This is a genomic window from Sphingomonas sp. M1A8_2b, from assembly GCF_053345535.1.
In genome coordinates this window covers 880,847-896,159 of record NZ_JBKFAH010000001.1, presented here as the reverse complement: position 1 = coordinate 896,159, position 15,313 = coordinate 880,847, and the positions used below count along the sequence as shown (strand labels likewise).

Here is a 15,313-nt window from a genome sequence, read left to right as displayed (position 1 = left end):
GGCGACAGCCGTGCGGGGGATCAGCCACGCCTATTTGTGGTCGGGGCCATTCCGGCGCAGACCTGCGCGACCCAAGTTTGGCGACGCGGTCTGTGCACGGCGGCATGACGACTCGCCCGCCCCTCCTAAAGATCCGCGACTGGATCGCGCATCGCCGCGGCACGCTGATCGCGCTCGCGGTGCTGGTCGTCGCGGTGCTCGGCTTTGCCGCGATCCACAAGCTGACCGCGGAAATCCGCCTGTCGGAAGTACGCGCGGCGTTCGCGGCACTCGGCTGGCCGCAACTGTCGGCATCGATCGCGCTGACCGTCGTCAGCTATATCGCGCTGACCTTCTACGACACGATCGCGCTGCGCGTGATCGGCCATCCTTTGCGCTGGCGGACCGCGGCGGTCGCGTCGTTCACCAGCTACACGATCAGCCACAATCTCGGGTTGGCGATGCTGACCGGCGGATCGGCGCGCTACCGCGTCTACAGTCGCGCGGGCCTCGACGAAGCCGCGGTGGCGCGCGTCGTCCTGATCGCGGGCGTGACGTTCTGGGCGGGGGTGATCAGCGTCGCCTGCCTGTCGATGGCGATCCATCCGGGGATGCTGCCGATCGTCCACTGGACGATGCCGCCGCTGCTGGAGCGCGCGATCGGGATCGGCATTCCGCTGGCGATGCTGGTGATCGTGCTGTGCTATCGGCAGGGCGGATCGATCGGATTGTTCGGCTGGCGGCTGCCGCTGCCGAACGCGCGCCAGGCGCTGGCGCTGGTCCTCGTCTCGACGGTCGACCTCGCGGCGGCGAGCGCGGCGCTGTTCGTGCTGCTCCCGAACGCGTCGCCCGATCTCTATCCGGTGCTCTTCCTCGGCTATGCGGTCGCGATCGTCGTCGCGCTGATCAGCCATGTGCCGGGCGGGCTCGGCGTGTTCGAGGCGGTGATCATCGCGACCATGCCGCAGAACAACGCGACCATCCTCGCCGCGCTGCTGGCGTACCGCATCATCTATTACGTCGCGCCGCTGATCCTGGCGGCGGTGCTGCTCGCGTTCCACGAGGGCCGGCAATGGCGCAAGCGGGCGCGCGCGCCGGATCAGGAACGCGGCGGCCCCGATCCGCTGGCGATCGCGCTTCCCCTCGCGCCGCTCCTGCTCGGCGTGCTCGTGTTCCTGGGCGGCGCGATGCTGCTCGTCTCGGGCGCGCTGCCTGCCGCGCCCGGTCGGATGGACGCGCTGGCGATGATCCTGCCGCTGCCGGTCAGCGAGATGGCGCATGTCGCGGCGAGTCTCGTCGGCGTCATGCTGCTGTTCGTCGCGCTCGGGCTGTACCGGCGGCTGGACGGAGCGTTCTGGGCGGCGCGGCTGCTGCTGATCGCGGGCGCGCTGCTGTCGATCGCCAAGGGCTTCGATTACGAGGAAGCGACCGTCCTGCTGCTCACCGCCGCCGCGCTGCAATGGACGCGCGGTGCATTCTACCGGCGGACGCGGCTGACCGCCGAGCCGCTGTCGCCCGAATGGCTGGTCGGCGTCGGCGCGGCGATCGGCCTGTCGGTGCTGATCGGCTTCTTCGCCTATCGCCGCGTCGGCTATTCGAGCGACCTGTGGTGGCAGTTCGAGACCAACGCCAACGCGTCGCGGTTCCTGCGCACCAGCCTCGCGGTCGGCCTGCTGCTGATCGGCGCAGCGATCTGGCGGCTGTTCGCGGCGGCGCCCGTGCCGATGGTTCACGACGTGCTGCCCGACGACGTGGCGGAGGCCGCGCTGGCGCATGCCGACCGGACCGACGCGATGCTCGCCTTCACCGGCGACAAGCGCTTCCTGGTGTCGGACAGCCGCGACGCGTTCCTGATGTATCAGGTCAAGGGCGCGAGCTGGATCGTGATCGGCGATCCGGTCGGCCCGGCCGAGGCGTGGTCCGAACTGCTCTGGGCGATCCGCGCGCGGGCCGATGCCGCGCAAGGGCGGCTGCTGCTGTACCAGATCGGCCTTCGCATCGTCCCGATCGCGATCGAGATGGGGCTGAAGCTCGTCAAATACGGCGAGGAGGCGACGGTCGAACTCGGCGGTTTCACGCTCGAGACGCCCGACATGCGCAGCGTGCGCAAGGCGAGCCGAGTCGCCGAGCGGGCGGGCGCCGAGTTCGCGGTCGTGCGGGCGGCCGACATGCCCGCGATCCTGCCCGAATTGCAGGCGATCTCGGACTGGTGGCTGGCCGACAAGGATCATGCCGAGAAGAGCTTCAGCGTCGGCCGGTTCGAACCCGGCTATCTGACGACGTTCGATTGCGCGGTGGTCCGGATCGAGGGGCGGATCGTCGCCTTCGCCAATATCTGGGCGACCCCGAACGGCCAGGAATTGTCGGTCGACCTGATGCGTCACGCCGAGGACATGCCGCAGGGGGGCATGGATTTCCTGTTCACCCGACTGATGCTTTGGGGCCACGAGCACGGCTATCGCAATTTCTCGCTCGGAATGGCGCCGCTGTCGGGGATCGAGGCGCGGCGGCTGTCGCCGACCTGGTCGAAGGTCGCGGCTTTTCTCTTCCGCCACGGCGAGCGCTTCTACGGGTTCGCGGGCCTGCGCGCGTACAAGGAGAAGTTCAGGCCGAATTGGACGCCGCGCTACATCGCCTCGCCGGGCGGCACGTCGTTGTTGCGCGGGCTGATCGATTTGCAGGCTTTGGTGAGCCGGTAAGGCTTGCTAGGGCCCGCCTATGAGTTTTCTCTTGGCAATCGAAGGCGCGGACGGCGCGGGCAAGGCCACCGCTTCGGCATTGGTGGTCGAGCAGTTGCGCGCCGCCGGCCGCACCGCCGAGGTCGTGTCGTTTCCGCGCTATACCGAGACGGTCGGCGGCTGGGCGCTCGGTGCGATGCTCGCGGGCACCCTGCCGCGCGGCACCTCGCCCAAGGCAGCGGCGGTGCTCTACGCGCTCGACCGGATGGAGTCGCGCGATCACCTGCTCGCGACGATCGCGGCGAACGACGTGGTCGTGTTCGATCGCTACATCGCCTCGAACATGGCGTACCAGGCAGCGCAGGTGCCCGCGGACGAGGCCGATGCGATGATGGCGTGGATCGCCGACCTCGAGACAGGATCGTTCGCGCTGCCGACCCCCGATCTGTCGGTGTATCTTGATACCCCCGCCGCGATCGCCCGCGGGTTGATCCTGAAGAAGCGCAAACGGTCGTACACCGACGATGCGTTCGATGCGTACGAGGCCGATAGCGGGCTGCAGGACCGCGTCCGGACGAACTACGCGGCGATGGCGCAGGCCGGGTTGCTCGGGCGCTGGGCGACTGTGTCGACGGTGGAGGCCGGGGAATCGCGATTGCCGGCAGAGATCGCCGCAGAGATCGTCGCGCTGCTCGACTAACTCCCCGTCCGTCGCGCCCCGGGCCCCACATACCACCCCGGCGAAGGCCGGGGCCCAATTGGGGGACAGTGATAACTACGTGCCGCGCACCGTGACGACCACCTTGCCAATTGGGCCCCGGCCTCCGCCGGGGTGGTGCTTAAACCCGCGCGCCACCACGTTTTTTCCTTCCTGCCGCAAATTCCGCATTGCAGCATCGGCAAACGTCATTACTTAGCACGCTAATGACTTCTGCCCGTGCCCGTCTCGAATCCTCCTATGCCCGCACGCTGATGCCGCTCGCGCGTCTGTGGCGGCAGGCGGCGGATCGTGCGCTCAGCGACATGTGCGTGTCGGCGTCGACCGGGTGGGCGCTGGTCCAGGTCGGGCGGCTCGGCGACGATGTCCGCCAGACCGATCTCGCCGTCCAACTCGACGTGACGCAGGCCTCGCTGGTCCGCTCGATCGACCAGATGACCGCCGCCGGACTGGTCGAGCGGCACCGCGACGCCGACGACGCGCGCGTCAGCCGCATCCGCCTGACCGCCCACGGCCGCGCGCTGGTCACCACGATCGAGTCGAAGTTCGCGACTTTGCGCCACGCGATGCTCGACGGGGTTTCGGACGACGATCTCGCGACCGCGTTGCGCGTCGCCGAACGGCTCGGTGCGCGCTTCCAGGCGGATCGCGCGCGATGATGCTCACGCGGTTCGGCAGCAAGGAGGCACTGTTCACGATCAAATGCTTCGTCGCGGCGATGCTGGCCTATTACATCGCGCTCAGGATCGGCCTGACTCGCCCCTATTGGGCGGTCACGACGTCGTACATCGTCGCGCAGCCGCTGGCGGGCGCGGTACTGTCGAAGGCGGTGTTCCGCGTCGCCGGCACGGTGCTCGGCGCGGTCGCGGCGGTGGTGCTGGTGCCCAATCTGGTCAACGCGCCCGAACTCCTGTCGCTCGGCCTCGCGCTGTGGCTCGGCCTGTGCCTCTACATCTCGCTGCTCGACCGCACCCCCCGCGCGTATCTGTTCCTGCTGGCGGGCTATACCGCGAGCATCATCGGCTTTCCGTCGGTGGCGGCGCCCGGCGCGGTGTTCACGACGGCGGCGTTGCGCGTCCAGGAGATCACGATCGGGATCCTGTGCGGCAGCCTGATCCACGGCTTCGTCTTTCCGCAGACGGTCACCGCGACGTTGCTGGCGCGGATCGACGCGATCCTGGGTGATGCCGAACGCTGGTCGCGCGATTCGCTCGCGGGCGAGTCCGACGCACAGCTCGGTCGCGACCGACGCCGCCTCGCGCTCGACATCAACGAGCTGCATCAGCTCTCCATCCACCTGCCGTTCGATACCGCGCGGCTGTTGCCACGCGTCCGCACGCTGCGCGCGCTCCAGGCCGAGCTGTCGATGCTGCTCCCGCTCGCCAGCGCGGTCGACGATCGGATCGTCGAGCTGCGGCGCGGCGCCGACGCCCCGCGCCCCGAAGCGATCGCGCTGATCGAGGACGTCCGCGAATGGCTACGCGAACCGCTCCCGCTCGCGGAACGACGCGAGACCGCGGATGCGCTGATCGCCCGCGCCAAGGCACTCGAACCGCCGGTCGGCGATACGCGGATCTGGCGCGACGCGTTGCGCCTGAGCCTGCTCGCCCGGCTCGGCGAACTGGTCGACGCGCACCGCAACGCGCGCGACCTGCGCGACCAGATGCGGTCACCCTCGCGCACGCCGGTCACGCCAGCCGTCGCGCGGCTGCTGGCGCGCACGACAAAGCGCCCGCTTCACCGCGACCGCGGCATCGCGCTTCGGGCGGCGCTCGGCACGATCGCGACGATCCTGCTCGGCTGCATCTTCTGGATCGGCACCGGCTGGGCGGACGGCGCGGGCGCGGTGCTGATCGCCGGCGTGTGTTGCGCGCTGTTCGGCAACAGCGACGATCCGGCGCCGTCGATCATGGCATTCTTCTACGGCACCGTCATCGGCCTCGTCGTCTCGGCGGTCTACGCATTCGCGATCCTGCCGCGGGTGACCGATTTCGTAACATTGGCAGCGGTGCTCGCGCCACCGATGCTGATCGGCGGGATGTTCCTCGCGCGGCCGGCGACGTTGCTGGTCACGCTCGGCGCGCTGCTCGGCGGGCTGAACACGGTCGGGTTGAACGACCGCTTCGGCAGCGATTTCAGCGGCTTCATCAACGGTGGCATCGCCCAGCTCGTCGGCACATTGTTTGCGGTCGTCACGGTCGGACTGTTCCAGACGATCGGCTCGGACACCAGCGCGCGGCGGCTAATCCGCGCGGGGTGGCGCGAACTGGCGGCGCGCAGCGACTCGCCGGGTCGCCCCGACCCCGCGGGCTGGATCGCGCGGATGCTCGACCGGATCGGGCTACTCGCGCCACGACTCGCGTTGCAGGGCGAGGACCCCGGCAAGCCGTTGCTCGACGCGCTGACCGATCTGCGCGTCGGCGTGGCGGTCGGTGAACTGCGCCAGTTGCGGCTCGACGGCACGCCGGACGAAGCCGCGATGATCACGCCCGTGTTGCGCGGGGTCGGCAGGCACTACCGCGCGCTGCGGCCCGAAGAGCCCGCCCCGCCCGAGCCCGATCTGCTCGCCGGGATCGACACCGCGATGGCCGGGTTCGCGACCAGCACGCCTGATCGCCACCGCACCGGCGTCTTGGCTTTGACTTCGCTCCGGCGCAACCTGTTCCCCCAAGCCCTGCCCTATGGCGCCGCCGCGTATGGAGCAACCACATGACCGGCGAAATCTCGATCGGCGGCGTCTTCCTGCCGAGTATCCTCCTGCTCGCGGTCGCCGCCGTCCTGCTCACCGGACTGGCGACGCGGTTGCTCGCATTCGCCGGTTTCTACCGCGTCGTGACCTATCGCCCGCTCGTCGACCTCGCATTGTTCATCCTCATCCTCGGGCTGCTCGCCCTGCTGACCGGACCTTCCGCATGACCTCTTCCCGTTTCAAATCGCTGCTCGCCCCGCTCGGCCGTTCCGCGGTCACGCTGGTGATCGTCCTGCTGGCGGTGCTGGTCGGGATCTGGCTGTGGAAGCACTACGAGACCGATCCGTGGACGCGCGACGGCAAGATCCGCGCCGATATCGTCCGCGTGACGCCCGACGTCGCCGGGCTCGTCACGCAGGTCGCGGTGCGCGACAACCAGGCGGTGAAGCCCGGCGACGTGCTGTTCGTGGTCGATCGCCCGCGCTTCCAGCTGACGCTGGCGCAGTCCGACGCGTCGATCGCGAGCGCGCGCGCGACGTTGTTGCAGGCGCGCCGTGAAGCACAGCGCGATCTGGCGCTTGGCGACTTGGTGGCAAAGGAAACCCACGAGCAGAACGTCGCGCGCGTCGCCACCGCCTCCGCCGCGCTCGCGCAGGCGCAGAGCGCGCGATCGACCGCGGCGCTCAATCTCGCGCGGACGACGGTGCGCGCGACGGTGCACGGGATCGTCACCAACCTCGATCTCCACCCCGGCGACTATATCGCGACGGGCGCGCAGGCGATGGCGCTGGTCGACACCGATTCGCTCCGCGTCGAGGGCTATTTCGAGGAAACCAAGCTTGGCAGCATTCGCGTCGGCGACCCGGTGATCGTCCACCTGATGGGCGAACCGCGGGCGCTGCACGGCCGCGTCGACAGCATCGCCGCGGGGATCAACGACAGCGAGCGGACGAATACGACGAACCTGCTCCCCAACGTCAACCCGACCTTCAGCTGGGTAAGGCTGGCGCAGCGTATTCCGGTGCGCGTGAAGCTGACGCAGGTGCCGAAGGGCGTGCAGCTGATCGTCGGACGCACCGCGACGGTAACGGTCCAACCGCGGGTGGCTCCGGGGACGACGGCATGATGATCGCCTCCATCTGCCACACCCCCCGCCGTCATCCTGACGAAAGTCAGGACCCAGGGTTAAAAGCGATGTCCTGCGTGGCTCTGGATCCTGACTTTCGTCAGGATGACGGAAGAGTGGGCACTAGGCACGTCGGTCGCCGCGGTCTCGCAACGGTCATCGTCTCACTCGCGCTCGCCGCCTGCACCACCGCCGGCCCGAACTACACGCTCCCCGACGGCGCCGTCGTCAACCGCCCGTCCGCGCAAGGCAATTTCGACAGCGGCCGCGAGAAGGTCTTCGCCAACGCCCCCCTCCCCGACCGTTGGTGGCAACTCTACGGCAACCCCCGCCTCGACGGGTTCGTCACCGAAGCGCTCGCCGCCAATGCCGACCTGCGCGCCGCCGACGCGAACCTGCGCCGCGCCGACGCGGTCGTCGCCGAAGTCGCCGCGGGCCGGACGCTGTCGACCGTGATCGGCGGCGGCGCCTCGCTCGACCGCCCCTACGCGACCGGCGGCAGCCTGCCCGGCACGCTCGACTATAATCTCGGCATCACGCTGGCCTATCCGCTCGATCTGTCGGGCCGGATCCGCCGCGCGATCGAGGCGGCCCAAGGCGATGCCGAGGCGGTCGCCGCCGCGCGTGACAATGTCCGCGTGACCGTCGCCGCCGAAACCGCGCGCAGCTACGCCACCGCCTGCACCGCCAACATGGTGCTGGCCGCGAACACCCGCATCCTCACGCTGCAACGCCAGACGCTGAACGTGACGCAGCGGCTGCAGCGCGGCGGCCGCGGCACCGCGTTCGACGTGACGCGCGCCAGGACCGCGGTAGACCAGAGCGAAGCGCTGATCCCCGCACAGGTCGCGACCCGCACCGCCGCGCTCTACCGCCTCGCCACGCTGATGGGCCGCGCGCCCGCCGATTATCCGAGGGACGTAGAAACCTGCGCCAAGCCGCCAGCGCTCAACCGGCCGCTGCCGATCGGCGACGGCAGCGCGCTGATCCTGCGGCGTCCCGATATCCGCGCGGCCGAACGCTCGCTCGCCGCCGCGACCGCGCGGATCGGGGTCGCCACCGCCAACCTCTATCCGCAGGTCAGCCTCGGCGGGTCGGTCGGGCTGACCGGCCCCGTCTCGTCGTTCGGCTCGACCGATGCGTTCCATCTCGGGCTGGGGCCGTTGATCAGCTGGAGCTTCCCCAACCGCCCGGTGATCCGCGCGCAGATCGCCCAGGCCGGCGCCAGCGCGGACCAGGCGCTCGCGCAGTTCGATTCGACCACGCTCGAGGCGTTGCGCCAGACCGAGACCACGCTGTCCGCCTATGCCCGCGAAGCCGACCGCAACGCCGCGCTCCGCCGTGCGCAGGCCAGCGCCGCGCGTGCCGCGGATCAGGCCGGCACGCTCTACCGGTTCGGCCGCACCGATTTCCTCTCGCTGCTGACCGCGCAGGCCGCGCTGACCACCGCGCAGGCCAACCTCGCCGCGTCCGATGCGTTGCTGGTCGATCGCCAGGTCGACGTCTTCAAGGCGCTCGGCGGGGGGTGGCAGACTTGAGGCTGCGTCGCCGCGGGCTGGCGTCGATCAACAGCGAAGTGCGCGACGGCATCATGCCCGCCGCCGACACCATCGCGCGGGTGGCGAAGGACCCGGATGCGCTGCCGCACACGCCGAGCAACTACCGCGTCACCGCGCTGATCATCGCCTGCGCGCTGTTCATGGAGCAGATGGACTCGACCGTGCTGGCGACCGCGCTGCCGACGATGGCGCGCGATTTCGGCGTGCCCGCGACCAGCATGAGTTCGGCGCTGACCTCGTATCTGCTGGCACTCGCGATCTTCATTCCCGCCAGCGGACGCCTCGCGGACCGGTTCGGCTCGCGCACCATTTTCCGCGCGGCGATCCTCATCTTCGTCGGCGGATCGATGCTGTGCGGCCAGGCGACCAGCCTGCCGTTCATGATGGTCGCGCGCTTCCTGCAAGGGCTGGGTGGTGCGATGATGATCCCGATCGGCCGCCTCGTCCTGCTCCGCAGCGTCGCCAAGGAGGACATGGTCCAGGCGATGTCGTGGCTGATCATGCCCGCGCTGATCGGCCCGATCCTGGGGCCTCCGGTCGGCGGCGCGATCGTCACCTATCTCGACTGGCGCTGGATCTTCTATCTGAACGTCCCGATCGGCCTGCTCGGGGTGGTGCTCGTGACGCGCTTCATCGGCGAGGTCCGCGAGGACAAGCCGGCGCGCTTCGACGTGCCCGGCTTCATCCTGTCGGGCGTCTCGCTCGGCTGCCTGCTGTTCGGGTTCGAGATGACCAGCCGCACCGGCGAGTTGTCGCGCGCGATCGTCCTGATCGCGGTCGGGCTGATCGCGGGCGTCGCGTATATCCGCCACGCGAAACATCGCAGCGACCCGATCCTGGACCTGTCGCTGATGCGCATCCCCACCTTCCGGCTCTCGGTGATCGGCGGCTCGCTGACGCGCATCACGCAGGGCGCGCAGCCGTTCCTGCTGCCGATGATGCTCCAATTGGGCTTCGGCATGACCGCGGCGGCGAGCGGCGCGATCACGATTGCTGGCGCGATCGGGTCGCTGATGATGAAGAGCCTCGCACCGCGTGTGCTCCGGCGCTTCGGGTTCCGCAGGAGCCTGGTCGTCGGCGGACTCTGCGCGAGCTCGGGCTATGCGGTCGCAGGCCTGTTCCGCCCCGATTGGCCGATCCCGGTGATCTTCGGCGTGCTGATGATCTCGGGCTTCTTCATGTCGTTCCAGTTCTCGGCGTACAACACGATCGCCTATGACGAGATCCCGTCGTCGCGGATGAGCAGCGCGACGAGCTTCTACGCGACGTTCCAGCAGTTGATGCTGTCGCTCGGCATCTGCGTGGGGGCGGCATCGCTGCATGTCGGGATGCTGGCCACCGGCGCGACCCGGCCGGCGCTGGCGAACTTCACGCTGGCGTTCCTGGTGGTGACGGCGGTGTCGGCGTCGGCGACGATCTGGAACCGAAAGTTCAAGGCAAATGCAGGCGCGGAGCTAAGCGGCCACCGAGCCGCATAATTTCCTCCCCTGCAAGGGGAGGTGGCAGTCCGCAGGACTGACGGAGGGGTGACGCCCTATCAAGAGCGTATCACCCCTCCGTCTGGCAAGAGCCAGCCACCTCCCCTTCTAGGGGAGGACGTATCAGCCGCTATGCGCCGGCAGCGAGGGCCGCGACAACACCGAGACATGCTCGCCGGGCTCGACGAACATGCCGTGCGACTCCGCCCACTTGCCCGCCTTCTCGCTCGCCGTCAGCATCGTCAGGAACGGACTGAGCAACAACCCCAGCGTCACCGGCGCGAGCCACGCCGCGGTGATCGGCGCAAACGGCGTCACCAGCAGCAACGTCACCCCCACCCCGACATGCCAGCGATACCGCGGCATCACGTCCGCCAGCGACAGCTCATGCGCATCGCGGTTCTGCGGCGCCCAGCCGGACTTGCGCCCCATCAGGATCCCGGCGAGATCGATCGTCTGCGTCAGCGCGATCACCGGCGCGGACAGCATCGACAGCGGCACGTCGACCAGCACCGAGCGGACGATCCCGCGCCGCCCGCCGAACCCCGCGCGACGCTCGGCGTTCGAGAACGCCCAGATCACGCTAAGCAACTTGGGCCCGAACAGCAGCAGCAGAGTCACCGCCAGCACCTCGAGCGAGGTCTGCGCCTCGACGATGTTGCGCTCGCCGATCAGCGCCTGCACGACACTCGTCGCGATCATCAGCAGCCAGACCGGCGAGGTGATGAACGCCGACGCGCCCATCAGCAATTGCAGCCGGCTGACCCAGTGGAACCCCGACGACGTCAGCAGGCTGAGATGCTGGATATTGCCCTGCGCCCAGCGCCGGTCGCGCACCGCCGCGTCGATCAGCGTCGGCGGATATTCCTCGAACGTCTCGTCGGTCATGATCATGTGGACGCGCCAGCCGCGCCGCCTGAGCAACGCCGCCTCGACCATGTCATGGCTCATGATGACGCCGCCGAACGGCGCGCGGCCGGGGAGGTCGGGCAGCCCACAGCTCGCGGCGAACGCCTCGATCCGGATCAGCGCATTATGCCCCCAGAAGGTCGCCTCCGAGCCCGACCACCAGACGAGGCCCGCGGTCGAGATCGGCCCGTACAGGCGGCTGGCGAACTGCATCCACCGCTGGAAGAAGGTGACGCCGTTGATCACCGCGGGCACGGTCTGGAGCAGCGCCACCGCCGGGCGGCGTTCGAGCACCTGCGCCATGCCGATGATCGTGTTGCCGCCCATCAGGCTGTCGGCGTCGAGCATCAGCATGTAGCGATAGCCGCCGCCGAACCGCCGGATCCACTCCGCCACATTGCCTGGCTTGCGGCCGACATTCTCGGTACGGCGACGATAATAGAGCGCGCAGTCGAGCGTCGGCGCGAGTCTGCGCCACGCAGCCAGCTCGGCCGCTTCGGCGGCTTCGCCCGAATCGCTCAGGATGAAGATATCGAACCGGTCGGCGACACCACCCGCGGCGATCGCGCGCGCCATCCACGCGATCCGCCCGAACACCGCGTCGATGTCCTCGTTGTGGACCGGCATCAGGATCGCGGTGCGCCCTTCGAGCGGTTCGGACTGGCGCGGCGTCGGGACGAAGCCCGGATGGCCGCCGGTCATCAACAGCACGAAGCCGATCGCGGCGTTCATGAACCCGAACGAAATCCACGCGAACAGCGGGAAGAACAACGCCAGCAGCGCCGCGTCCCACAGGCTGAGCCCGTCGGCGAGCAGGGACTCCTGCACCGCCGAAGACGCCGCGGTCGCGAGCAGCCCGGTCATCAGCACGAGGATGATTCGGCGCGCGAGCATGTCGTCGGACGACACGACCATCCCCGGCCCGGGCTCGGGCGCGGACCAGGGCGGCGGCGGGCCGTCGAAACGCTGCGGGAGCATCTCGATCGGCGACTCGCCCGGCATCATCGGCGGCAGCGTAGCGGGTAGCGACGACATCAAAAGATCGGCGTCAGGACGGTTTCGCTCAACGCGCGGTCACCGCGGGTCAGGAACAGCCTCACATCGGCGGGCCCCTGCGCGTCGGGGGCGACGTCCGCGGTCACGCGCCAGCGATTCTTCTGGCCGACCACCGGATAGGCCGCGTTGGCGAGCACCTTCCCGCGGACGACGTCGATCTTGGCGGTCACGCCGCTCTGCCGGTCGAGCCCGGCGAGGCCGGTGCCGACGAAATCGACGACCAGTTTGCGCGCGCCCTTGACCGGCTCCGCGCCTGGCCTGCCCGCGATACCCTGCCAGCAGTCGACGACATGCGCCGCGCTCGCCACGGCGGTCGGATCGGCCGATTTCCAGGACAGCGTATAATCGAACTGCAACCGTTGCCCGGCCTTGGCGGGCGCGGCGGGCGTCCAGAACGAGACGACGTTGTCGACGGTCTCGCTGTTGGTCGGGAACGCATAGAGCATCACCGCGCCCTTGCCCCAGTCACCCTGTGGCTGAATCCAAAGGTTCGGGCGACGATCGTAGAACGCGCCGTCGTCCTGGTAGTGATCGAAATTGCGGTCGCGCTGGATCAGGCCGAAACCCTTCGGCGCCTGATCCGCGAAACTGTCCAGCGTGTCGTGCGGCGGGTTGTTGAGCGGCCGCCAGATGCGCTCGCCCGCGCCGGTGAGGAGCGCGAGGCCGTCCGAATCGTGGATCTCGGGCCGCCAGTCGACCGCGGCGGCGCGATTGCCTTCGCCGTACCAGAACATGCTGGTGGCGGGTGCGACGCCGAGCCGTTCGATATCGCGGCGCAGGTGGAGCACGGACGAGACCTGCTGCTCGACCCCCATGCCGGCGACGTGGCGCGACTGGAACCGGTACGCACCGGTGACGCTGACGCCGTCCATCAACGCATAGATCGTATAGGCATCGTTGCCGGTGCGCTCGATCCAGAATTCGGTGAAGTCGGGGAACTCCTCGCGGCCGGGCAGCCCGGTGTTGATCGCGAGCCCGCGCGCGGACAGGCCGTACTGGTCCTGCGACCCGGCGGTGCGGAAATAGGACGCGCCCTGGAACGCCATCCAGTCGCTGGTGCCGCCCGGCGCCATCGCCCGGAAACCGGCGATGCCGAGCGCGGCGGCGTGGCCTTCTTCGGCCTCGAACAACGCGCGCGAGAATTCGATGCGTTGCGCTTGCCCCGCTTCGACGACGTTGATCGCGACCGGCATCGGCGCATAGCGGCCGAGCGGGAACAGGCGGATGCCGTCGGCGAGCGTCTTGTCGGCGCGGAAGCGGATGCTGCCGACCTTGTCGTAATCGATCGCCGCGGCGGCTGCGACCTTGGCCGGCGCGCGGTACGGCGCGGTGGCGAGAGTCGCGGCGCGCGCCTGCAGCGCCTCCCACGAGAACGGGGTCGTCTTGCCGGTAGCGGTGCGTGCCAGCGCGGCGCCCGCCTGGGGGGCGAAGCCCAACAGACCAAGCGCGGTCATCACTTCGCGTCGACCGATCATGCCGTGGCTCCCTTGAAAAATCATCATGTTGCGACGCGGTAACATATAGCGGGCGCGCGCGCGCGTCGACAGGCCGTGGTTGAGGCGCACCCTGCCGCGCCCGAGGCTCCAGCTCGGGCCTCAGGCGCTCAGAGGCCCTCGCCGCCGACCCATTGCGCGTTCGACAGGCGCCGCGCGAGATCCCAGCTCTGGACGCGGATATCGGGCACCGCGACGACTTCCCACAGCCCGCCGCGGGTCATCGGGCCGATGCAGTGAATGCGGTCGTCCGGCGTGCCATCAGCCCGGATCGCGCGCGACTGCGAATCGACGTCGACCCCGAGCCGGAGCGGATCCGGCCTGATCGCGCCCGCCGCGAGCAGGTGCTTCACGAGCGGTTCCTCCGAGCGCAACAGGTCGCCCTGCGGACCAGTGCAATTGACGATCCGCGCGGCGTGCGTGACGACGGGTTCGGTGGTGCCGCGGGGTCGCCAGGTCAGTTTCGCATCCCGCCCGTCGGCTTCGGCGGAGACGATCTTGCCGGCCGCGAATGTAAGTTGTCCGCTGGCGACCAGGGCCTCGACGCGCTCGGCGACACGCGGCGCGAGGCGATGGCGGTGGACGTCCCAATAGGGCCGCAGATGGCGGAGGAACCGCCCGCGCACCTCCTGCGAGGCGGCGGCCCACAGCATCTGCGTGACCGGCCGAAGCTCGTCGACCGCGCAGCGCCAGCCCTCCTCCGCGGCGCGCGCGCGGACGTGACGGACGAGATCGGTCAGCCCGCCCTGCGGCTTCTCGGCGACACCGCGATGCGCGGGCGCGCCGTCGACGTGGCGGCGCGGCGACAATCCGCGACGCGACATGGCGAGGATCTGGCCGGCGAACCCTTGCGCATCGAGCAGCAACGCCGCGTCGATCGCGGTCAGCCCGGTGCCGACCAGCACGACCGTGTCGTCCGCGCCCAGCCCTTCCGCGAGATCGGCCGCCCACGGATCGGCGCAATACACGCCCGCGGGCAGTGCCTCGGGCTTGAGGCCCGGCGGGGTGTGCGGCGGCAGATTGCCGAGCGCGAGCACCGCGGTATCGGCGGCGATTTTCCGCCCGTCGGCCATCTTGAGTGTGACGCCGTCGCCGGTCACCGGCTCGATCGCGCAGACCTCGCCCTCGACATGCACCAGCCGGCCGTTCGAGTCCGCGATCGCCGCATCGAGCAGTTCGCGCAGATACGCGCCGTAGGTGGTGCGCGGGACGAAGGTCTTGCGGTCGCCCTTGCCGTGCGCCTCCAGCCAGCGGACGAAGTGATCGGGATCGTCGGGCAGCGCGCTCATGTTGCCCGCGCGGACGTTGAGCAGGTGATCCGGATGCGCCGCGCTGTAGGCGACGCCGCGCGCAAGCTGCCGATCGCGCCGCTCGATCAGCGTCACGCGCGGGCCCTCGTGCCGCATCAGATTGACCGCGAACAACGCGCCGGAAAAGCCGCCGCCGACCACGACGACATGATCCTCGGGACCCGCGATCCGCGCTATGGTTACTGTTTGGTCCATCTGTTCGCTCACCCGTTCTATCGCGGGAGGCCATGCCCGATCCGGCGCGGCTAGCCCAGCCCCGGTACCAAAAGGCCCGTCCCCTGCAACCTACGTCATCCTGACGAAAGTCAGGACCCAGAG

Annotated in this window: 11 protein-coding genes; 8 read left to right on the top strand and 3 right to left on the bottom strand. The window is 69.4% G+C overall.

Annotation, left to right across the window (positions count from 1 at the left end):
- The first annotated feature begins 104 nt into the window (after window positions 1-104).
- The 8 genes from mprF to ACLBWL_RS04115 all read left to right on the top strand — a co-directional run bounded on the left by mprF (window position 105) and on the right by ACLBWL_RS04115 (window position 10,227).
- On the top strand, window positions 105-2,678 hold the full coding sequence (gene mprF, locus ACLBWL_RS04150; protein WP_447790481.1) for a bifunctional lysylphosphatidylglycerol flippase/synthetase MprF: 2,574 nt from the start codon (window positions 105-107) through the stop codon (window positions 2,676-2,678).
- A 19-nt stretch (window positions 2,679-2,697) separates the two neighbouring features.
- A complete protein-coding gene (locus ACLBWL_RS04145; RefSeq protein ID WP_447790479.1) occupies window positions 2,698-3,357 on the top strand; it encodes a dTMP kinase in 660 nt (219 codons plus the stop codon).
- Between the two features lie 224 nt (window positions 3,358-3,581).
- The gene (locus ACLBWL_RS04140; protein ID WP_447790477.1) at window positions 3,582-4,034 is read left to right on the top strand and encodes a MarR family winged helix-turn-helix transcriptional regulator; all 453 of its coding nucleotides are present in this window, start codon (window positions 3,582-3,584) and stop codon (window positions 4,032-4,034) included.
- Complete coding sequence (locus ACLBWL_RS04135; RefSeq protein WP_447790475.1) at window positions 4,031-6,088, top strand: FUSC family protein; 2,058 nt, start codon at window positions 4,031-4,033, stop codon at window positions 6,086-6,088. Before ACLBWL_RS04140 ends, ACLBWL_RS04135 begins: the two co-directional genes overlap by 4 nt.
- Window positions 6,085-6,291, top strand: a complete 207-nt coding sequence (locus tag ACLBWL_RS04130) for a DUF1656 domain-containing protein (protein WP_056052175.1) — start codon at window positions 6,085-6,087, stop codon at window positions 6,289-6,291. The genes ACLBWL_RS04135 and ACLBWL_RS04130 overlap by 4 nt, the downstream gene beginning before the upstream one ends.
- Window positions 6,288-7,190 (top strand): efflux RND transporter periplasmic adaptor subunit, encoded by a 903-nt coding sequence (locus ACLBWL_RS04125; protein WP_447790473.1) that lies wholly within the window; start codon window positions 6,288-6,290, stop codon window positions 7,188-7,190. Before ACLBWL_RS04130 ends, ACLBWL_RS04125 begins: the two co-directional genes overlap by 4 nt.
- A gap of 116 nt (window positions 7,191-7,306) precedes the next feature.
- Window positions 7,307-8,728 (top strand): efflux transporter outer membrane subunit, encoded by a 1,422-nt coding sequence (locus tag ACLBWL_RS04120; protein ID WP_447790471.1) that lies wholly within the window; start codon window positions 7,307-7,309, stop codon window positions 8,726-8,728.
- The gene (locus ACLBWL_RS04115; RefSeq protein WP_447791995.1) at window positions 8,725-10,227 is read left to right on the top strand and encodes a DHA2 family efflux MFS transporter permease subunit; all 1,503 of its coding nucleotides are present in this window, start codon (window positions 8,725-8,727) and stop codon (window positions 10,225-10,227) included. Before ACLBWL_RS04120 ends, ACLBWL_RS04115 begins: the two co-directional genes overlap by 4 nt.
- 123 nt (window positions 10,228-10,350) lie before the next feature.
- On the opposite strand, the gene mdoH is transcribed toward ACLBWL_RS04115, so the two are convergent.
- From mdoH to ACLBWL_RS04100, 3 genes are all read right to left on the bottom strand, one after another.
- A complete protein-coding gene (gene mdoH, locus ACLBWL_RS04110) occupies window positions 10,351-12,171 on the bottom strand; it encodes a glucans biosynthesis glucosyltransferase MdoH (RefSeq protein ID WP_447790469.1) in 1,821 nt (606 codons plus the stop codon).
- The gene (locus tag ACLBWL_RS04105) at window positions 12,171-13,694 is read right to left on the bottom strand and encodes a glucan biosynthesis protein (RefSeq protein WP_447790467.1); all 1,524 of its coding nucleotides are present in this window, start codon (window positions 13,692-13,694) and stop codon (window positions 12,171-12,173) included. The genes mdoH and ACLBWL_RS04105 overlap by 1 nt, the downstream gene beginning before the upstream one ends.
- A 101-nt stretch (window positions 13,695-13,795) precedes the next feature.
- Window positions 13,796-15,190: an FAD/NAD(P)-binding protein gene (locus ACLBWL_RS04100; RefSeq protein ID WP_447790465.1), complete on the bottom strand. Its 1,395-nt coding sequence runs from the start codon at window positions 15,188-15,190 to the stop codon at window positions 13,796-13,798.
- Window positions 15,191-15,313: the final 123 nt, after the last annotated feature.

Excerpts from the sequence above, each read along its gene's own strand:
- mprF (WP_447790481.1), top strand. The coding sequence starts at position 105 with ATGACGACTCGCCCGCCCCTCCTAAAGATCCGCGACTGGATCGCGCAT.
- ACLBWL_RS04145 (WP_447790479.1), top strand. The coding sequence starts at position 2,698 with ATGAGTTTTCTCTTGGCAATCGAAGGCGCGGACGGCGCGGGCAAGGCC.
- ACLBWL_RS04140 (WP_447790477.1), top strand. The coding sequence starts at position 3,582 with ATGACTTCTGCCCGTGCCCGTCTCGAATCCTCCTATGCCCGCACGCTG.
- ACLBWL_RS04135 (WP_447790475.1), top strand. The coding sequence starts at position 4,031 with ATGATGCTCACGCGGTTCGGCAGCAAGGAGGCACTGTTCACGATCAAA.
- ACLBWL_RS04130 (WP_056052175.1), top strand. The coding sequence starts at position 6,085 with ATGACCGGCGAAATCTCGATCGGCGGCGTCTTCCTGCCGAGTATCCTC.
- ACLBWL_RS04125 (WP_447790473.1), top strand. The coding sequence starts at position 6,288 with ATGACCTCTTCCCGTTTCAAATCGCTGCTCGCCCCGCTCGGCCGTTCC.
- mdoH (WP_447790469.1), bottom strand. The coding sequence starts at position 12,171 with ATGTCGTCGCTACCCGCTACGCTGCCGCCGATGATGCCGGGCGAGTCG.
- ACLBWL_RS04105 (WP_447790467.1), bottom strand. The coding sequence starts at position 13,694 with ATGATGATTTTTCAAGGGAGCCACGGCATGATCGGTCGACGCGAAGTG.
- ACLBWL_RS04100 (WP_447790465.1), bottom strand. The coding sequence starts at position 15,190 with ATGGACCAAACAGTAACCATAGCGCGGATCGCGGGTCCCGAGGATCAT.